Below are 15,396 nucleotides of genomic sequence, written 5' to 3'. Positions count from 1 at the left end.
GCCTCGCTTGACCCGCCCAGGGGATCGGTCTACCGTCGATGTAAGCACCGCATACATTGACGCAGTCGCCCTGGCGGGCAGCGTCGTACGGAAGGAAGCAGCCGGACATGGCCAAGCGCATCTTGAACGTCGTCACCAACGTGGCGCACTACGACGACCCGGGCCACCCGACCGGGCTTTGGCTCTCCGAGCTCACCCATGCCTGGCACGTCTTCGAGGACGCTGGTTTCGAGCAGACCCTGGTCAGCCCGGCCGGCGGCGCAGTGCCGCTCGAGCCGCGGGCGCTGAAGTTCCCCAACTACGACAAGACCGCCAGGGCCTGGCGCGCCGATCCTGCCAAGATGGCGCTGCTGGAGAACACGCTCGGTCCTGACCAGATCGACTCCGCCGAGTACGACGCCATCTACTTCACCGGCGGGCACGCGGTCATGTACGACTTCCCCGACAGCGAGGGCCTGCAGCGCATCACGAGGGAGATCTACGAGCGTGGCGGCATCGTCTCCTCGGTCTGCCACGGTTACTGCGGCCTGCTCAACACCAAGCTCTCCGACGGTTCCTACCTCATCGCTGGCAAGAGGATGACGGGCTTCGCGTGGGCCGAAGAGGTCCTCGCTCGGGTCGACAAGCTCGTTCCCTACAACGCCGAGGAGCGCGCCAAGGAGCGCGGAGCGCTGTACGAGAAGGCCAAGCTCCCGTTCGTCTCGTACGCCGTGGTCGACGGCAACCTCGTCACCGGCCAGAACCCCGGGTCTGCCAAGGACACCGCGACCAAGGTCGTCGCCGCCCTTCGCGGGTAGCCGACACAAAGGGTCAAACCCCCTCCGCGCTGCGTTTGCGCAGTGCGGAGGGGGGTCTCTGTCGCGTCGGGCCGACAGGATTTGAACCTGCGGCCTCCTCGTCCCGAACGAGCCGAGTGGCGGATTCACGCCTGGGCCACGTGGTCCGGGCGGTCCGTTCGAACCATCCGGATGCACCCTGGGGGTGATTCCAGGGTGCGACCAGAAGGGCTCGTGGGGTTTTCTCAGCCCAGGGTCCCGAGTGGCAGCAGGGTGCGCCCGAACTGGTGGTTGATGACCTCGGCGGCCGCGATGTACCAGACCACGACAGCGAGGGCGATGCCGGCGTAGCCGCCCAGGTGGGTGGCGGTGATGCTGGCGCGGGCGTCGCCGATGATGCCCGGGACCAGGGTCAGCTCGACGAGGACGAAGGCGATCACGACGGCGATGTTGGTCCTCAGCGCGCCGACCAGCATGAAGAGGGCGAAGACGGCCCAGGGCGCGAGGAACAGCGCTGTGGCGGGCCCGCGATGCTCGGCCGGGATCTCGTCGACGTACAACGTGGCGTAGAAGGCGAAGGACGCCCAGAACGCACCGAACGCGCCGAAGGTGACGGCCGGGAAGAGCTGGCCGTCACGCAGCAACCAGAACGCGACGGCGATCTGGATCGCGCCGCCGAAGATCCAGGCAGTGGCGGCGGTGCCGGCGAGGGCGCTGTGGTCGATCAGGCCCGCGTTGACCCAGGAGAGCAGGAACGTCGTACCGGCGAAGGCGCTGAAGGCGAGCGGTGCTGGGTTGACGCGGGTCGCGTCGGCGGTGGTGGACATGGCGGATCGCTTTCGTGAGGGAGGGTCAGAAGAACCAGTGCTGGGGCTCGGCGTCGTGGGTGCGGATGTCGGCGAACCGGCCGGCGTGGAAGGCGAGCGGCTCGCCGGGCGACGCGCAGGTCGCTGAGACGGCCCCGAGCACGACGGTGTGGTCGCCGGCCTCGATCACCCGCTCGACCTCGCAGTCGAGGTGCGCCAGCGCGTTCGGTACGACGGGCAGGGAGTGCTCGCCGTACTCCAGGTCGAGCCCGGCGAAGTGGTCCTCGCCGCGGGCAGCGAAGCGGAGGGCGATCTCCTGCTGCCGGCGGGCGAGGACGTTGACCACGAACCGGCCGCGCTCGACGACCGCCTCGGCGGTGCGCGCGCCGTGGTTGAAGCAGACCAGCAGCAGCGGCGGGTCGAGCGACACCGAGGTCAGCGAGTTGACGGTCATCCCGTGCGGCACGCCGTCGAGCTCGGTCGTGATCACCGCGACGCCGGTGGCGAAGCGGCCCATGGTCTGGCGCATCTGCATCGGGTCGATGAGGGGCTCGGTCATCGTGGTCATCTCCCTCAGGCCTCGCGGGGACCCGGGTAGCGGACCTCGAAGGTCAGCACGCCCTCGTCGGTGCGCCACGGGCCGTGCGGCATGCCGGGCGGGCGGCAGGCGTACTGGCCGGCCACGAAGGTCTCCTCGAGGGTGATGTCGTAGAAGGAGCCCTCGAGGATGTAGACCTCCTCCCAGAAGTCGTGGCGCTGCACGCCCATCGGCGTGGAGTCGGCGCCTGCCTCGTAGCGCAGGATCCGGGTCGCGATGCCGGTGTCGGGGTCCTTGGCGAGGATCCGCTCGGTGATCAGCGGGTCGTCGCCGGGGCAGACGGTGAACTCCACGTCGGTGACCGGGTGGAACTCGAGCTCTGGCTTCATCGTGCGGCCTCCGTGGTGGACTCGAGGGAGTAGGTGGCGAGGAAGTCGTCGACCGCGGCGACGGCGGAGCCGTAGTCGAAGTTGCGGAACGAGTAGCCCTTGGCGACGAACGGCGCGCCGGCGTAGAACATCTCGTACTGCTGGTGGCGGCCGGCGAACTCGGAGCCGACGGCGTCCCAGACCAGCTTGAAGAGCTTGATCCGGTCCTCGGCGCCGACGCCGGGGCTGGACACGTAGCGCTCCATGTCGGTCGCCGTGTCGGCACCGAGCAGCTCGGCGGCCGAGGACGGGACCTGGAGCACGCCGCCGCCGACCAGCTCGCGGACGATGGCGATGACGCGGGGGTGCAGCTCGGCCTGCAGGCCCATGACGCCGTAGAGCGCGGGTGCGCCGGGTCGGTGCAGACCCTGGTCGTCGGTGTGCGCGGTGAACTGTGCGGCATCGATGCCGGACTCCACGATGGAGACCAGGCTGGCGAGCTCGCCGAGCTTCTCGACCACGCCGGGGAACTTGTCGACGCCGTTGACGGCGGCGACCTTGCGGGCCAGGCCGGCGAGGAATCGCAGCTTGGTGGCGAAGCGGATCTGGGCCTGGAAGTTGCCGAGGACGTGCGCGCCGGTGTCGAAGAACTGGCGGCGCAGGCCGGCGACGTCCTGGTGGACGAAGACGTCCTTCCAGGGGATGAAGACGTCGTCGAAGACGAGCAGGGCGTCGGTCTCGTCGTACCGGCTGCTCAGGGGGTAGTCGAACTCGCTCGTCGCGCCGGTGGCGTACGGGCGGCGGCAGTAGAGCTTGAGGCCGGGGGCGCCGACGGGCACGGTGAAGGAGTTGGCGAACACCGCGTCCTCGTCCTGCAGCGGCTTGATGCAGGAGACAAGGATCTCGTCGGCGACGGCGCCGCCGGTGGCGAGCATCTGCGCGCCCCGCACGACGATGCCGTCCTCGCGTTCCTCCTTGATCCCGACCTGGACCAGGTCGCCCTCCCAGGCGTGCGCGGTCGTCGCGCGGGAGACCTGCGGCGGGATGATCGCGTAGGAGACGTACAGGTCGTCCTCGATGACCCGGCGGTGGAAGGCCGCGACGTTGTCGCGAAGCTTCTCGTCGAACGCCTCGGGGTGCGCGGAGAACGCCGCGAGGAACGCGCCCACGTGGTCGGGGGACCGCCCGACCCAGCCCTGGGTGGCGTCGGCCCACACCTGGGCCGCGGCCCGGTAGGCGGCGAGATCGTCGGCGTCGCGCGGTGCCAGGTAGAGGCGGTTGACGACGGCACCGGTGCCGCAGTCGATGGCCTGCATGCCATTGGTCTCGTCGGCCGCGAGGTCGAAGAGCCGGCCGATGGTGCGGGCGATGGGGGCGAACGCGGGGTGGTGGGCGATGTCCTTGACGGGCTCGCCGTCGACGATGACGGTGCGGCCGTCGTCGAGGCTGGACAGGTAGTCGGCGCTGGTGCGCATCAGGGGTTCCTCACTTTCACGGAGTAGCGGAGCTCGAGGGGGTCGAGGCCGGGCGCCTCGAGGGTCATGCGCCAGTCGGTGCCGGCGCGGAAGGTCCCGTCGATGAGCGGCACGGTGCCGCCGAACAGGACCAGGTCGCCGTCGCCGGGGTCGGGGCAGCGAGTCAGGGTGTCGGCCAGCGGCCGCAGTGCGGCGAGGGTGCCGTCCTGGTAGAGGTCGCCGTCGACCCAGGACCGGATCCGGATCCGCTCCCACTCGGGTGCGGCCGGGTCGGTGCCGAGCCGGATCGCCGTACGGCCGATCGGCTTGGGGCAGGCGGCCTTGGAGTCGCCGATGTCGGTGCGCTCCAGGTCGCGGTCGGTGTGGTCGGACCCGACGCCGAGCCAGAAGTGGCCGGCCGTCCGGATCAGGACAGGCTCCACCTCGCCGGACGTGTAGTCGCCCGCCACCGTGATGGTGCCGGCGGTCGTGAGCCGGTCGTCCGGCATCGGGTAGTAGGCCGGCACGCTCGCCGGGGCCGGTACGCCGATCGCGGCCAGCTCGTCGATGTGGTGGCGGACGGCCGCCTCGTCGCTGCCGGTGTAGCCGGCGACGACCAGGCGGGTGCTGTCGGCCGCCAGGGTCGGGATGGGCTCGGTGTTCATGCGTGCTCCTCGAGGGCGTCGATGGCGTCGATGGGATGGGGGTCGGTGGCCGAGCGGGGTGCGGCCGGGGGCCAGCGGCGGTCGGCGAGCGCGGGGAAGTCGGCGCGGACACGCTGGGGGAGGGACGTGTCGATCTCGGCGAAGGTGAAGCCCTCGTCGTCGCCGGCCTCGGCGACGACCTCGCCCCACGGGTCGACGACCCGGCTGTGGCCGCCGAGCTTCGCGCCCCGCTGCTCGCCGACGGCGTTGCACGCCGCGAGCCAAGCCTGCTGCTCGACGGCCCGGACCGAGGTGAACAGCCGCCAGTGCGCCAGCCGGGCGGCCGGCCAGGCCGCGCACACGGCCAGCTGCTCGGCGCCGAGGTCGGCCAGCGAGCGGAACAGCTCGGGGAAGCGCAGGTCGTAGCAGGTGGTGATGCCGGTCGGCGCGCCGCCGACCGGGCCGACCGAGACCCGCTCGCCGGGGGTGAGCAGCTCCTGCTCCTGCGAGCCGTAGCCGAAGACGTGGACCTTGCGATACAGGTTGCTGACGGTGCCGTCGGGGGCGACCACCACCGAGGTGTTGCTCAGCCGGCCGGCACAGTCCCGCTCGACGAAGCTGCCGAGGTGGACGTCGAGCCCCAGGTCCCGGGCCCACCCGCGGGCCAGGCCGAGGGTGGGGCCGTCGAGCGGTTCGGCCGCGTCGGCGTACGCATCGAAGGCGTTGTAGCCCACGCCCCACAGCTCGGGCAGCAGCAGCGCGTCGGCGGTGCGCAGCCGTGACTCGGCGCGCACGACGGCGTCGACCCGGCGCCGGCGGGCCTCGGGGGTCTCGTCGTCGGGGCTGGCGACCTGGAGCAGTGCGAGAAGCATGCCGACGAGTCTGTGACGCCCGACACGTCGTCGATATCGGAGAAGCGCGCACCGGCTGTCGGATTTGCGCGATCACTATCCGTCCACGGCTCGCAAGGTGGGCGACCTGCCGGCTTGGCCAAGCCCACTGTTCCAAGTTGTACACATCGCGCATGCCACCCGAGGTGGTCCGGGTCACAGAGTTGTCGCATCCCGTCCACGTCCCCGAGGAGTGACATGACCAGCGCTCTCCATGCTCCGCAGCTGATCTTCGACAGCCAGATGCTCTACCTCGTCTGGATCCCGGCTGAGCCCGACACGGTCGCCAAGCTGGTCCCCGAGGGCCTGACGCCTCGGGAAGACGGAGCCGTCTACCTCAACCAGTACGTCGTGCGCGACGGTGCGCAGACCTCCAACGGTGCGGAGCCGGTGGACTCGTTCGGCGCCTACTCCCTCACCTATCTGGGGGCCGACCTCGCCGACCTCGACACCGAGGCCGGAGTGCCCGCGCGCTGGTGGACCCATTACTTCAACAGCTCCGAGGCGATGAACCGCTATGCCGCCGAGCGCGGGGTCCCGACCGGCGGTGGCCGGACGACCCTCGACGTCGCCGACGGCAAGGTCATCGCGACCACCTACCTCGACGACAATCCGATCATCCGCACGGTCGCCCGCATCGACGACGGCCCGACGATCCGTTCCACGGGCCAGCTGCGCTACATCACCCGCGGCCAGGACGGCGGCTTCACGAGTGGTCGCTACCCCTTCGTCGCGGACCTCGCGAACGGCTTCGTCGTCGAGTCGCTGGAGTTCCTCGACTCGGAGCACGAGCTCTACGCGTTCCGGCCTGCCGACCCGCTGCAGGTCACGTTCGGCTTCTACTCGCCGAGCATCACTTTCTGCTACCCGGGCGGCGAAGGCCCCCTCGGCAGCTTCCACGGCAGCTGATCCAGCCCAACCCACAGGAGACAACTGACATGGCACTACTGGAACGAAGCGCCTGGTACGACCTCGCGCGCTCGACCGAGTGGACCCCGTCCTACATCTCGGAGGACGAGCTGTTCCCGCCCGAGATGTCGGGCGGCGAGGGTATCCCGGCCGAGGTGTGGTCGACGTACGACGAGCCCTACAAGGTCACCTATCGGGAGTACGTCGACGTCCAGCGACAGAAGGACGAGGGCGCCTACTCGGTGAAGGCCGCGCTCGAGCGCGCCGACCTGTACAACAAGGCCGATCCGGGCTGGATCTCGATCCTCAAGGAGCACTACGCGGCCGTCGCGCTCGTTGAGTACGGCGCGTCCTTCCAGGAGGCCCGCTACGTGCGCTGGTCCAAGGCACCGGGCATGCGCAACATGGCGACGTTCGGGATGCTCGATGAGATGCGGCACGGCCAGATCCAGCTCTACTTCCCGCACGAGTACATCGGCAAGGACCGCCAGTTCGACTGGTCGCACCAGATGATGTGGTCCAACAACTGGGTCGCCCTGGGTGCGCGCCATTTCTTCGACGACATGTTGATGACCCGCGGTGCCGCGGAGACCTCGATCTCGGCGAACTTCGCCTTCGAGACCGGCTTCACCAACCTGCAGTTCATCGGCCTGTCCGGTGATGCCGCCAACGCCGGCGACTTCACCTTCTCCAAGCTGATCCAGTCGATCCAGTCCGACGAGGCCCGGCACGCGCAGCTGGGCACCCCGCTGCTGCAGATGATGATCGAGAACGGACAGAAGGCGAAGGCCCAGAACCTCATCGACATCGCGTTCTGGCGCTCCTACCGCCTCTTCACGATCCTGTCGGGCATCCCGATGGACTACTACGTCCCGCTCGAGGTGCGTGAGTCGTCCTTCAAGGAGTTCATGGAGGAGTGGATCGTCACCCAGTTCATGAAGTCGATCGAGGACCTCGGGCTGTCCAAGCCGTGGTACTGGGACATCTTCCTGCGCGACCTCGATGAGCACCACCACGGCCAGCACCTCGGAACCTACTCGTGGCGCCCGACCCTCTGGTGGAACCCGGCCGCCGGCGTCAGCCCCGAGGAGCGCGACTGGCTGGAGGAGAAGTACCCCGGCTGGAACGACACCTTCGGCAAGGTCTGGGACGTCATGATCGACAACTTCGTCAGCGGTCGGCCGGAGAAGACGGTGCCGGGCACGTTGCCGATGATCTGCAACGTCTCGCAGCTGCCGATCGTGGGTACGCCGGGCGTATCGCTCAAGGACACCAACATCGTCTTCGAGGGGCGCAAGTACCACTTCGCCTCCGAGGTGGACAAGTGGATCTTCGAGCAGGACCCGGAGCGCTACAAGCACCACAAGAACCTCATCGACCGCTTCCTCGGCGGCGAGATCCAGCCCGCCAACCTCGACGGAGTCCTGGAGTACATGGGCCTCGGCGTGATCAGTCCCGGCGGCGACGACGCCCACGGCTACGCCTGGCTCGAGGCCTACAAGACCGCACTGGCTCCGGCCGGCTGAGAGAGGAGATCGTCATGGCATTGTTCCCCATCTCCTCGAAGTTCGACGGCGACTTCGTCCTGAAGCTCGTACCCGTCGACACCGAGAACACCATGGCCGAGGTGGCCGCCGCGGCGGCCGAGCACTCGGTCGGCGTGCACGTCCCCGACCAGCCCGGCCGGCCGATCCGCGCTCGTGCGGAGGGTGCGACGCAGCCCTACCCGCTGGACATGAAGTTGTCCGACACCGGCCTGGGACCGACCGACACGGTCGAGTTCTACTTCGAGTGAGGAAGCCCGAGATGACCAACCACAGTCCAGGCGGCCTGCCGCCGATCGCCGACCCGGTCGGCCCCGTCGTTCAGGCCGGCGAACTCGCCGACGCCGTCGCCGAGGCCGTGCGCATCGACAACGGCGGCAAGCGGGTCGACGTACGCAACCGGGGCTCCTACGTCCGGATCGAGGTGGAGGGCGGCGAGTGCGTCCTCCGCCGTACCACGGTCGAGGAGCAGCTCGGGCGTCCGTTCAACATGCGCGACCTCGAGGTCAGCATGCCGTCCTTCGTCGGTCGCATCGAAACCGGCACCGAGCAGTTCCGCTTCTGGCTCGGCCAGCAGTCCGCCGCTACCACGCAGGAGGTTCTCACATGACCACCGCCCCCCTGGCCCTTCGGCCGCAGAAGACATGGAGCCACCTGGCCGCGCGTCGGCGCAAGCCCAGTGAGTACGAGATCGTCTCCACCAAGCTGCTGTGGCACATGCGTGACCAGGAGCAGCCCTGGGACGTCGCCCACGAGGGACCGATGGCCGACTGGTACCGCCAGTACCGCAACGGCAGCGCCGTCCAGCACGATGACTGGGACGGCTTCAGGGACCCCGACGAGCTCGTCTACCGCACGTACAACATCCTCCAGGACGGGCAGGAGACGTACGTCGAGGGTCTTCTCGACCAGCACAGCGAGGAGGAGCACGACAAGGGCCTCGACGCGGAGTGGGTCGGGAGCCTCGCGGCGCACTACGCCCCGGGTCGCTACCTGCTGCACACCGTGCAGATGGCCAGCGCCTACCTCGTGCACATGTCCCCGGCCAGCACGATCAGCAACTGCGCCGCCTTCCAGGCCGCCGACCAGCTGCGCTGGCTCTCCCACGTCGCCTACCGCACCGCCGAGCTCGCCCAGACCCACCCGTCCGCCGGACTGGGCACGGCGGAGCGCTCGCACTGGGAGGAGCTGCCGGCCTGGCAGCGCTTCCGCGAGCTGATGGAGTGCGTGCTCGCCACCCGCGACTGGGCCGAGGCGTTCGTCGCCCTCAACCTCGTCGCCAAGCCGGCCATCGACGAGGCGTTCTACCGCCAGCAGGGCATCAGCGCACGGCGTCAGGGCGACACGCTGTTCGCGCTCGCGGCCGAAGCGGCGCTGCGGGACAGCGAGCGCTCGCGCCGCTGGTCGATCGAGCTCGTGCGGCACATGGCCCAGCGGCCCGAGAACGTGCTGGTCCTCGAGCAGTGGATCGATCGCTGGGTGCCGCTGGCCGACGCCGCGATCGAGGCGTTCTGCTCGGAGCTGCCTGACAACCCGGACGCCACGAGCAACGCGATCGCCGCAACCCGGACCTTCCGCAACTCCCTTCCGCTGCGGGGCTGAGCATGAGCCACTCGGAGGTCGCCACCCGCACCTTCCAGGTACGCAACGGGGAGGGCAACCAGTTCACCTGCACCGAGGGCGACTCCCTGCTGCGGGCCGCGCTGCGGGCGGGGCTCCCGGCCACCTACGAGTGCAACAGCGGGGGCTGCGGGAGCTGCAAGTTCACGCTCACCGACGGTGCGGTCCGGCAGGTGCAGGAGACGCCTGCCGGGCTCACCGAGCGCGACCGCCGCAAGGGCCGGCTGCTGGCATGCCAGTCCGTGCCCACGTCCGACTGCACGGTCTCCCTGCTCCTCGACCCGGTCGATGCCGGACTGCCGTCGCCGGTGCGCCACCTTGCCGAGATCGTCGACGCACGGATGCTCACGCACGACCTGCGCGAGCTCACGGTCGCGGTCGACGCGCCCTTCCTGCCCGGACAGTTCGCGATGCTGCGCCGTACCGACGGCGAGGAGCGCGCCTACTCGATGTCGAACCTCCCCGGCAGCGGCGTCTGGCAGTTCCAGATCAAGCGGGTGCCGGGCGGTGCGGAGTCGGGGGCCTTCGTGGACGACCTCGGCGTTGGCGTTCCGATCGAGGTCGACGGTCCTTACGGGCACGCGCACCTCAGGACCACCGGCCGTGACGTCGTGTGCGTCGCCGGCGGGTCCGGACTCGCGCCGATGGTATCGGTCGCCCGCGGCCTCGCCGCTTCGGAGGGTGCCGGAGAGCGGCGCCTCCACTTCTTCTACGGCGGTCGCGCCGCAGGCGACCTGTGCGCCGGCCAGTTCGTGGGCGAGATCGCCGGCGACCTGGCCGAGGTGACGCTGGTCGACGTCATCTCCGACGAGGTGCCACCCGACTGGGAGGGCGCGCAGGGCTTCGTCCACGAGGCGCTGGCGACCGCCGACCTGCCCGACCTGGCCGAGCGCGACATCTACGTCGCCGGGCCGCCGCCGATGACCGACGCCGTCGTACGACTCCTCGTGCGCGAGCTGCTGGTCCCCGTCGAGCAGATCCACTACGACCGATTCTTCTGACCGATCTCTAGGAGAGACAGACCGATGGCATTCCAGCTCGTGACCACCCTGGACGACCTGTGGGAAGGCGACATGGAGTCCTTCGACGTTGGCGACAAGGAGATCCTCGTGGCCCACCTCGAGGGCGGCGAGGTCGTCGCCACCCAGGCGAACTGCCCGCACCAGCAGATCGAGTTCGTCGAGGGCGAGCTCGAGGGTGCCGAGCTCACCTGCAAGGCCCACCTGTGGCAGTTCGACCTGCGCACCTGCAAGGGCATCAACCCCGGCCACACCGAGATCGCCCGCTACCCGGTCCGGGTCGACGGCGACGACGTGTACGTCGACCCCGACGGCGACACCCCGCGCATCGCCCACTCCTGACGCCATCCCTACCCAGAGGAGAGACACCATGCCGTTCATCCGAGTCGACTGGTTCCCCGGCCGCAGCCTCGAGCAGAAGCGGGAGCTGGCCGAGGTGCTGACCCGCGAGTTCGCGCGCATCGCGGACTGCAAGCCGGAGACCATCAACTTCATCTTCACCGACGTCTCCCGCGAGGACTGGGGGCGCAACGGAAAGCTCTTCTGCGACGCCTACGAGTACGAGAACGACCCGGTCTAAGGCCCGCCCCCACCCCATCACCGACACGAGGAACGAGAGAACAATGGTCAGCCTGAACTCCGACATGGGTGAGGCCTTCGGGATCCACTCATTCGGCAACGACGACGAGCTCGTGAAGCTCATCGACACCGCGAACATCGCCTGCGGCTTCCACGCCGGAGACCCGAGCGGGATCCGGGAGACTGTCGAGAAGGCCGTCGCCGGCGGCGTCACGGTCGGGGCCCACCCGGGCCTTCCGGACCTGGTGGGCTTCGGCCGACGGGAGATGAAGCTCGAGCGGGACGAGACCGCGGACCTGGTCCGCTACCAGGTCGCCTCCCTGGTGGGCTTCCTCGACGCCGCCGGAGCTCCGCTCGACCACATCAAGCCGCACGGTGCGCTGTACGGCATGGCGGCCCGGCAGCCCGACATCATGGACGCGATCTGCGATGTCGCGGTCCAGTACCAGGTGCCGATCTTCGGCATGGCCGGGACCGAGCACGAGAGGGTCGCATCGAAGCGAGGGGTGCCGTTCGTCGCCGAGTTCTACGTCGACCTCGGCTACCGCGTCGACGGCAGCCTCATCATCGCCCGGCGGCCTCGTGCCACCCCTGTCGAGGAAGCGAAGCAGCGAGCCCACAAGGCGCTGACCGAGGGGCTCGCCACGGCCGACACCGGTGAGGACTTCCCGATGCGCGTCGACTCGATCTGCGTCCACTCGGACACGCCGAACGCCGTCGAGGTTGCGCACGCGGTTCGCGAAGTCATCAACTCCCTCTGAGGTTTCCAGGAAAGGTGCGTCATGGCCGAACACATCGTCTCGTCGCCGCTGCCCGGCGTCTTCTACCGCTCGCCGGCTCCCGGGGAGCCACCCTTCGTCCAGGAGGGTGATGCGGTCGCGGCCGGGCAGACGATCGGACTGGTCGAGATCATGAAGCAGTTCACCGAGCTCAAGACCGACGCCGATGGCACCCTCGTCGCCTTCCGCGTCGAGGACCACGCGATGGTCAGCCCCGGCGACGAGGTCGCCGTGATCGATGGAGGTGAGTGATGAAGCGTCTTCTTGTCGCCAACCGTGGAGAGATCGCCGTCCGGGTGATCCGGGCGGCGCGCGAGCTCGGGATCGCCACCGTGGCGGTGTACTCCGAGGCCGATGCGGACGCCCTGCACGTGCGGCTCGCCGATGAGTCGTACTGCGTCGGGCCGGCCCCGGCCCCCGCCAGCTACCTCAACGTGGACAACCTGATCGAGGCGGTGCGAACGATGGCGGCCGATGCCGTCCATCCCGGTTACGGCTTCCTGTCCGAGAACGCCGACTTCGCCGACGCTGTCGTCGATGCCGGCGCTGTCTGGGTCGGGCCGTCAGCGTCGGCGATCCGGGAGATGGGCGACAAGGTCGCGGCTCGGATCTGCGCCCAGAACGCCGGTGTCCCGACGGTCCCGGGCAGCGACGGTGAGATCCACAGCCTGGCCGAGGCCCGGTCCGCGGCCGAGGTGACCGGGTACCCCCTGGCGATCAAGGCCGCTGCGGGCGGCGGCGGTCGCGGCATCCGGATCGTCGAGCGTCCCGACGAGCTGGAATCGGCCATCTCGACCGCGCAGGCGGAGGCCCGAGCCGCGTTCGGCAGCGCTGCGGTGTACGTCGAGCGGTTCATCCCGCGGGCGCGCCACATCGAGGTGCAGGTCTTCGCGGACGGCGAGCGCGGCGTACACCTCGGCATCCGGGACTGCTCGATGCAGCGGCGGCGCCAGAAGGTGGTGGAGGAGGCCGGCCAGGTCGACCTGCCCGCAGACGTCGTCGACGCGATGACCGAGGCGTCGGTCCGGCTCGCCGAATCGGTCAAGTACAGCGGCGCCGGCACGGTGGAGTACCTCTACGACGAGCTCCGCAACGAGTACTACTTCATCGAGATGAACACGCGGATCCAGGTCGAGCACCCGGTGACCGAGATGGTCTACGGACGTGACCTGATCGCCGAGCAGCTCCGGATCGCGTCGGGGGAGAGCCTCTCGTACCACCAGGCCGATCTGGTGCCACGCGGCCACGCGATCGAGGTGCGCATCAACGCCGAGAACGCCAACCAGGGCTTCATGCCCAGCCCCGGCACCCTGGAGGTCCTCGACCTGCCGGCTGGCCCGTTCGTCCGAGTCGACAGCGGTGTGGTCCAGGGCTCCGTGGTCAGTCCCTACTACGACTCGATGCTGGCCAAGATCATCGTGTGGGGCGAGGACCGGCCCCGCGCGGTGGCGCGGATGCAGCGAGCACTTGTCGACCTGCGGGTCGAGGGCGTGATCACGACAGCGCCCTTCGTGGCGGCGATCCTGGAGACCGACGCCTTCGGCACCGGGCGTTATCACACCACGTGGTTGGAAGGCTGGATGCAGGAGCGCGCCGAGAAGGGACTGGGTATCGCCGATGGCTGAGAGCCGCTACTCCTGGGGAGCGGACGAGCACCTGGTCGTCCAGATCGACGAGGAGATGAACCTGCAGGCCAACTTCAAGGCGATGGCGATCGCCCAGGGGCTTGCCGTGCGCGGCCTGGACGGAATCACGGACATCTGTCCGGCCAACGCGTCGTTGCTGATCCGGTTCGACCCGGACGTGCTCGAACCGTCGCTCCTGGAGAAGGAGGTCCGGCGCGTCGAGGGGGATCTCGCCCAGGCCGACGCGCCTCGGCTCAGCACGAGGCTGCTGGAGATCCCCGTCTGGTACGACGACCCCTACACCAGCGAGGTGGGTGCGAGGTTCCGCGACCGCCACCAGCGGCCCGAGGGCAACGACCTGGAGTACGCCATGACCGAGCTCGGGCTCGCGAGCGTCGATGAGTTCGTCGCCCGGCACTCGGGCTCGCCCTGGCTGGTCTCCATGGTGGGCTTCGTCGCGGGGCTGCCGTTCATGTTCCAGATGGTCGATCGGGAGCAGCAGATCGAGCTGCCGAAGTACCTGCGGCCGCGTACCGAGACGCCAAAGCTGACGATCGGCCACGGCGGCTGCTTCGCCTGCATCTACTCGGTGAAGGGGGCCGGTGGCTACCAGATGTTCGGCATCACCCCGTTGCCGATCTACGACCCTGCACAGAGTCACGGGATCTTCGCGCAGTCGATGGTCCTGTTCCGGCCCGGCGACATCGTGAAGTTCCGCGCTGTCGACGAGGCGGAGTTCCGGGAGCTGGAGGCCGCGGTCGAACGAGGCGAGGACGTCTACCGGACGGTGCCGGTCGACTTCGACCTGGAGAAGTTCCTCCAGGATCCGGATGGCTACAACGCACGACTCCTGGAGGTGCTCGATGCACGTTGAGGTTCTCGACCCAGGCCTTGCCACCTCGATCCAGGACCTGGGTCGCGTCGGTGGCTACAACGTGGGCATCCCTCCGTCCGGTGCGCTGGACCAGCGATCCGCGCGGATCGCGAACCTTCTCGTCGGCAACCCCGAGGGCGCAGCGCTGCTCGAGGCGCCCTACCTGGCGCCGAAGCTGCGCATGGGCCAGCGCGGAACGATCGCGGTGACCGGGGCGAGCATCGAGCTCACGGTCAACGGCGCGGTGCGGCCGCTGTGGTCGGCGGTCGCGGTCGAGGCGGGCGACGAGATCTCGTTCGGGTTCGTCCAGGCCGGTGCCCGCGTCTACATCGCGTTCGCCGGCGGAATCGACGTCCCGGAGGTCATGGGCTCGCGATCGACGTACACGCTGGGGGGACTGGGCGGGCTGGGGGGCCGACCGGTACAGGCCGGCGACCGGCTGCCCCTCGGTGCGTCCACGGGCCGGGCAGCGGCCGACCCCGTGCCCGCCGACCTCCGGCCCGCGTGGTCGCGTGAGGTGGAGCTGCGCGTCGTGCTGGGTCTCTACGACTACCGGCTGACCGAGGAGGCCCGCGACGTCCTGCTCGGCTCGGCCTGGACGCTGACGCCGGTCGCCGACCGCACGGGCTTCCGGTACGCCGGCCCGTCCCTCGCCTTCCAGGAGCGCACCCAGCCGTTCGGCGCCGGATCGGACCCCTCCAACATCGTCGACGCGGGGTACCCGATCGGCTCCATCCAGGTGCCGAGCGGATCCGAGCCGATCATCCTGCACCGCGACGCGGTCTCCGGAGGCGGCTACGCCATGGTCGGGACCGTGATCAGCGTCGACATGGACCTGGTCGCCCAGTGCTCGCCCGGCACGACGACGAGGCTGGTCCCGGTCAGCCTCGAGGAAGCGCTCGCCGCTCGCCGCGATGCTCGTGCTCGCCACCAGAAGCTCCGCGACGCACTCTCCTGACGGTGCCGATCCG

General features: G+C 69.3%; 20 protein-coding genes. 14 read left to right on the top strand and 6 right to left on the bottom strand.

The window, feature by feature from the left end; genetic code table 11:
• Nucleotides 1–107 precede the first annotated feature (107 nt).
• On the top strand, nt 108–797 hold the full coding sequence (locus tag ACYVAQ_RS04340) for a type 1 glutamine amidotransferase domain-containing protein (RefSeq protein WP_460787242.1): 690 nt from the start codon (nt 108–110) through the stop codon (nt 795–797).
• Nucleotides 798–1,021: 224 nt separating this feature from the next.
• Here ACYVAQ_RS04340 and ACYVAQ_RS04335 read toward each other — a convergent pair whose 3' ends face one another.
• From ACYVAQ_RS04335 to ACYVAQ_RS04310, 6 genes are read right to left on the bottom strand one after another with little or no spacing between them, the layout of a single operon-like run.
• A complete protein-coding gene (locus ACYVAQ_RS04335; protein ID WP_460787241.1) occupies nt 1,022–1,603 on the bottom strand; it encodes an acetate uptake transporter in 582 nt (193 codons plus the stop codon).
• Nucleotides 1,604–1,628: 25 nt separating this feature from the next.
• The gene (locus tag ACYVAQ_RS04330; RefSeq protein ID WP_460787240.1) at nt 1,629–2,141 is read right to left on the bottom strand and encodes a flavin reductase family protein; all 513 of its coding nucleotides are present in this window, start codon (nt 2,139–2,141) and stop codon (nt 1,629–1,631) included.
• Between the two features lie 14 nt (nt 2,142–2,155).
• The gene (locus ACYVAQ_RS04325) at nt 2,156–2,509 is read right to left on the bottom strand and encodes a cupin domain-containing protein (RefSeq protein WP_460787239.1); all 354 of its coding nucleotides are present in this window, start codon (nt 2,507–2,509) and stop codon (nt 2,156–2,158) included.
• Nucleotides 2,506–3,963, bottom strand: a complete 1,458-nt coding sequence (locus ACYVAQ_RS04320; RefSeq protein WP_460787238.1) for a 4-hydroxyphenylacetate 3-hydroxylase family protein — start codon at nt 3,961–3,963, stop codon at nt 2,506–2,508. The genes ACYVAQ_RS04325 and ACYVAQ_RS04320 overlap by 4 nt, the downstream gene beginning before the upstream one ends.
• Nucleotides 3,963–4,607 (bottom strand): DUF2848 family protein, encoded by a 645-nt coding sequence (locus tag ACYVAQ_RS04315; protein WP_460787237.1) that lies wholly within the window; start codon nt 4,605–4,607, stop codon nt 3,963–3,965. Before ACYVAQ_RS04315 ends, ACYVAQ_RS04320 begins: the two co-directional genes overlap by 1 nt.
• Complete coding sequence (locus tag ACYVAQ_RS04310) at nt 4,604–5,458, bottom strand: nitrilase-related carbon-nitrogen hydrolase (RefSeq protein WP_460787236.1); 855 nt, start codon at nt 5,456–5,458, stop codon at nt 4,604–4,606. The genes ACYVAQ_RS04315 and ACYVAQ_RS04310 overlap by 4 nt, the downstream gene beginning before the upstream one ends.
• 216 nt (nt 5,459–5,674) lie before the next feature.
• On the opposite strand from ACYVAQ_RS04310, the gene ACYVAQ_RS04305 reads away from it, so the two are divergent.
• Genes ACYVAQ_RS04305 through ACYVAQ_RS04245 form a run of 13 tightly spaced genes read left to right on the top strand, consistent with a single transcriptional unit; the run spans nt 5,675 to nt 15,383 of the window.
• The gene (locus tag ACYVAQ_RS04305; RefSeq protein WP_460787235.1) at nt 5,675–6,385 is read left to right on the top strand and encodes a hypothetical protein; all 711 of its coding nucleotides are present in this window, start codon (nt 5,675–5,677) and stop codon (nt 6,383–6,385) included.
• Nucleotides 6,386–6,414: 29 nt separating this feature from the next.
• Complete coding sequence (locus tag ACYVAQ_RS04300) at nt 6,415–7,911, top strand: YHS domain-containing protein (RefSeq protein WP_460787234.1); 1,497 nt, start codon at nt 6,415–6,417, stop codon at nt 7,909–7,911.
• Between the two features lie 14 nt (nt 7,912–7,925).
• The gene (locus ACYVAQ_RS04295; protein WP_460787233.1) at nt 7,926–8,180 is read left to right on the top strand and encodes a toluene-4-monooxygenase system B family protein; all 255 of its coding nucleotides are present in this window, start codon (nt 7,926–7,928) and stop codon (nt 8,178–8,180) included.
• 11 nt (nt 8,181–8,191) lie between these two features.
• Entirely contained in the window at nt 8,192–8,539 is a 348-nt protein-coding gene (locus ACYVAQ_RS04290; RefSeq protein WP_460787232.1) for an MmoB/DmpM family protein, read from the top strand.
• Nucleotides 8,536–9,531 (top strand): ferritin family protein, encoded by a 996-nt coding sequence (locus tag ACYVAQ_RS04285; RefSeq protein ID WP_460787231.1) that lies wholly within the window; start codon nt 8,536–8,538, stop codon nt 9,529–9,531. The genes ACYVAQ_RS04290 and ACYVAQ_RS04285 overlap by 4 nt, the downstream gene beginning before the upstream one ends.
• Before the next feature lie 2 nt (nt 9,532–9,533).
• Nucleotides 9,534–10,550 (top strand): 2Fe-2S iron-sulfur cluster-binding protein, encoded by a 1,017-nt coding sequence (locus ACYVAQ_RS04280; RefSeq protein WP_460787230.1) that lies wholly within the window; start codon nt 9,534–9,536, stop codon nt 10,548–10,550.
• A 24-nt stretch (nt 10,551–10,574) separates the two neighbouring features.
• The gene (locus ACYVAQ_RS04275; RefSeq protein WP_460787229.1) at nt 10,575–10,910 is read left to right on the top strand and encodes a Rieske 2Fe-2S domain-containing protein; all 336 of its coding nucleotides are present in this window, start codon (nt 10,575–10,577) and stop codon (nt 10,908–10,910) included.
• Between the two features lie 28 nt (nt 10,911–10,938).
• Nucleotides 10,939–11,148, top strand: coding sequence for a tautomerase family protein (locus ACYVAQ_RS04270; RefSeq protein WP_460787228.1), 210 nt, complete (start codon nt 10,939–10,941; stop codon nt 11,146–11,148).
• A gap of 43 nt (nt 11,149–11,191) precedes the next feature.
• The gene (locus ACYVAQ_RS04265; protein ID WP_460787227.1) at nt 11,192–11,908 is read left to right on the top strand and encodes a 5-oxoprolinase subunit PxpA; all 717 of its coding nucleotides are present in this window, start codon (nt 11,192–11,194) and stop codon (nt 11,906–11,908) included.
• Nucleotides 11,909–11,929: 21 nt separating this feature from the next.
• Nucleotides 11,930–12,178 (top strand): acetyl-CoA carboxylase, encoded by a 249-nt coding sequence (locus ACYVAQ_RS04260; RefSeq protein ID WP_460787226.1) that lies wholly within the window; start codon nt 11,930–11,932, stop codon nt 12,176–12,178.
• A complete protein-coding gene (locus ACYVAQ_RS04255) occupies nt 12,178–13,551 on the top strand; it encodes an acetyl-CoA carboxylase biotin carboxylase subunit (protein ID WP_460787225.1) in 1,374 nt (457 codons plus the stop codon). Before ACYVAQ_RS04260 ends, ACYVAQ_RS04255 begins: the two co-directional genes overlap by 1 nt.
• Nucleotides 13,544–14,425 carry a 5-oxoprolinase subunit B family protein gene (locus tag ACYVAQ_RS04250; RefSeq protein WP_460787224.1) on the top strand — a complete coding sequence of 294 codons (882 nt, stop codon included), beginning with the start codon at nt 13,544–13,546 and terminating at the stop codon, nt 14,423–14,425. Before ACYVAQ_RS04255 ends, ACYVAQ_RS04250 begins: the two co-directional genes overlap by 8 nt.
• The gene (locus tag ACYVAQ_RS04245; protein ID WP_460787223.1) at nt 14,415–15,383 is read left to right on the top strand and encodes a 5-oxoprolinase subunit C family protein; all 969 of its coding nucleotides are present in this window, start codon (nt 14,415–14,417) and stop codon (nt 15,381–15,383) included. Before ACYVAQ_RS04250 ends, ACYVAQ_RS04245 begins: the two co-directional genes overlap by 11 nt.
• The last annotated feature ends 13 nt before the right edge of the window (nt 15,384–15,396 follow it).

The sequence above is a fragment of the Nocardioides maradonensis genome (assembly GCF_054777115.1).
Note: the sequence above shows the minus strand (reverse complement) of the source record. Positions and strands in the feature narration are given on the sequence as shown.

Coding starts and splice junctions, on each gene's coding strand:
- ACYVAQ_RS04300 (WP_460787234.1), top strand. CDS start 6,415: ATGGCACTACTGGAACGAAGCGCCTGGTACGACCTCGCGCGCTCGACC.
- ACYVAQ_RS04285 (WP_460787231.1), top strand. CDS start 8,536: ATGACCACCGCCCCCCTGGCCCTTCGGCCGCAGAAGACATGGAGCCAC.
- ACYVAQ_RS04320 (WP_460787238.1), bottom strand. CDS start 3,963: ATGCGCACCAGCGCCGACTACCTGTCCAGCCTCGACGACGGCCGCACC.
- ACYVAQ_RS04340 (WP_460787242.1), top strand. CDS start 108: ATGGCCAAGCGCATCTTGAACGTCGTCACCAACGTGGCGCACTACGAC.
- ACYVAQ_RS04330 (WP_460787240.1), bottom strand. CDS start 2,141: ATGACCGAGCCCCTCATCGACCCGATGCAGATGCGCCAGACCATGGGC.
- ACYVAQ_RS04270 (WP_460787228.1), top strand. CDS start 10,939: ATGCCGTTCATCCGAGTCGACTGGTTCCCCGGCCGCAGCCTCGAGCAG.
- ACYVAQ_RS04290 (WP_460787232.1), top strand. CDS start 8,192: ATGACCAACCACAGTCCAGGCGGCCTGCCGCCGATCGCCGACCCGGTC.
- ACYVAQ_RS04310 (WP_460787236.1), bottom strand. CDS start 5,458: ATGCTTCTCGCACTGCTCCAGGTCGCCAGCCCCGACGACGAGACCCCC.
- ACYVAQ_RS04335 (WP_460787241.1), bottom strand. CDS start 1,603: ATGTCCACCACCGCCGACGCGACCCGCGTCAACCCAGCACCGCTCGCC.
- ACYVAQ_RS04260 (WP_460787226.1), top strand. CDS start 11,930: ATGGCCGAACACATCGTCTCGTCGCCGCTGCCCGGCGTCTTCTACCGC.
- ACYVAQ_RS04275 (WP_460787229.1), top strand. CDS start 10,575: ATGGCATTCCAGCTCGTGACCACCCTGGACGACCTGTGGGAAGGCGAC.
- ACYVAQ_RS04295 (WP_460787233.1), top strand. CDS start 7,926: ATGGCATTGTTCCCCATCTCCTCGAAGTTCGACGGCGACTTCGTCCTG.
- ACYVAQ_RS04255 (WP_460787225.1), top strand. CDS start 12,178: ATGAAGCGTCTTCTTGTCGCCAACCGTGGAGAGATCGCCGTCCGGGTG.
- ACYVAQ_RS04315 (WP_460787237.1), bottom strand. CDS start 4,607: ATGAACACCGAGCCCATCCCGACCCTGGCGGCCGACAGCACCCGCCTG.
- ACYVAQ_RS04265 (WP_460787227.1), top strand. CDS start 11,192: ATGGTCAGCCTGAACTCCGACATGGGTGAGGCCTTCGGGATCCACTCA.
- ACYVAQ_RS04305 (WP_460787235.1), top strand. CDS start 5,675: ATGACCAGCGCTCTCCATGCTCCGCAGCTGATCTTCGACAGCCAGATG.
- ACYVAQ_RS04280 (WP_460787230.1), top strand. CDS start 9,534: ATGAGCCACTCGGAGGTCGCCACCCGCACCTTCCAGGTACGCAACGGG.
- ACYVAQ_RS04325 (WP_460787239.1), bottom strand. CDS start 2,509: ATGAAGCCAGAGCTCGAGTTCCACCCGGTCACCGACGTGGAGTTCACC.
- ACYVAQ_RS04245 (WP_460787223.1), top strand. CDS start 14,415: ATGCACGTTGAGGTTCTCGACCCAGGCCTTGCCACCTCGATCCAGGAC.
- ACYVAQ_RS04250 (WP_460787224.1), top strand. CDS start 13,544: ATGGCTGAGAGCCGCTACTCCTGGGGAGCGGACGAGCACCTGGTCGTC.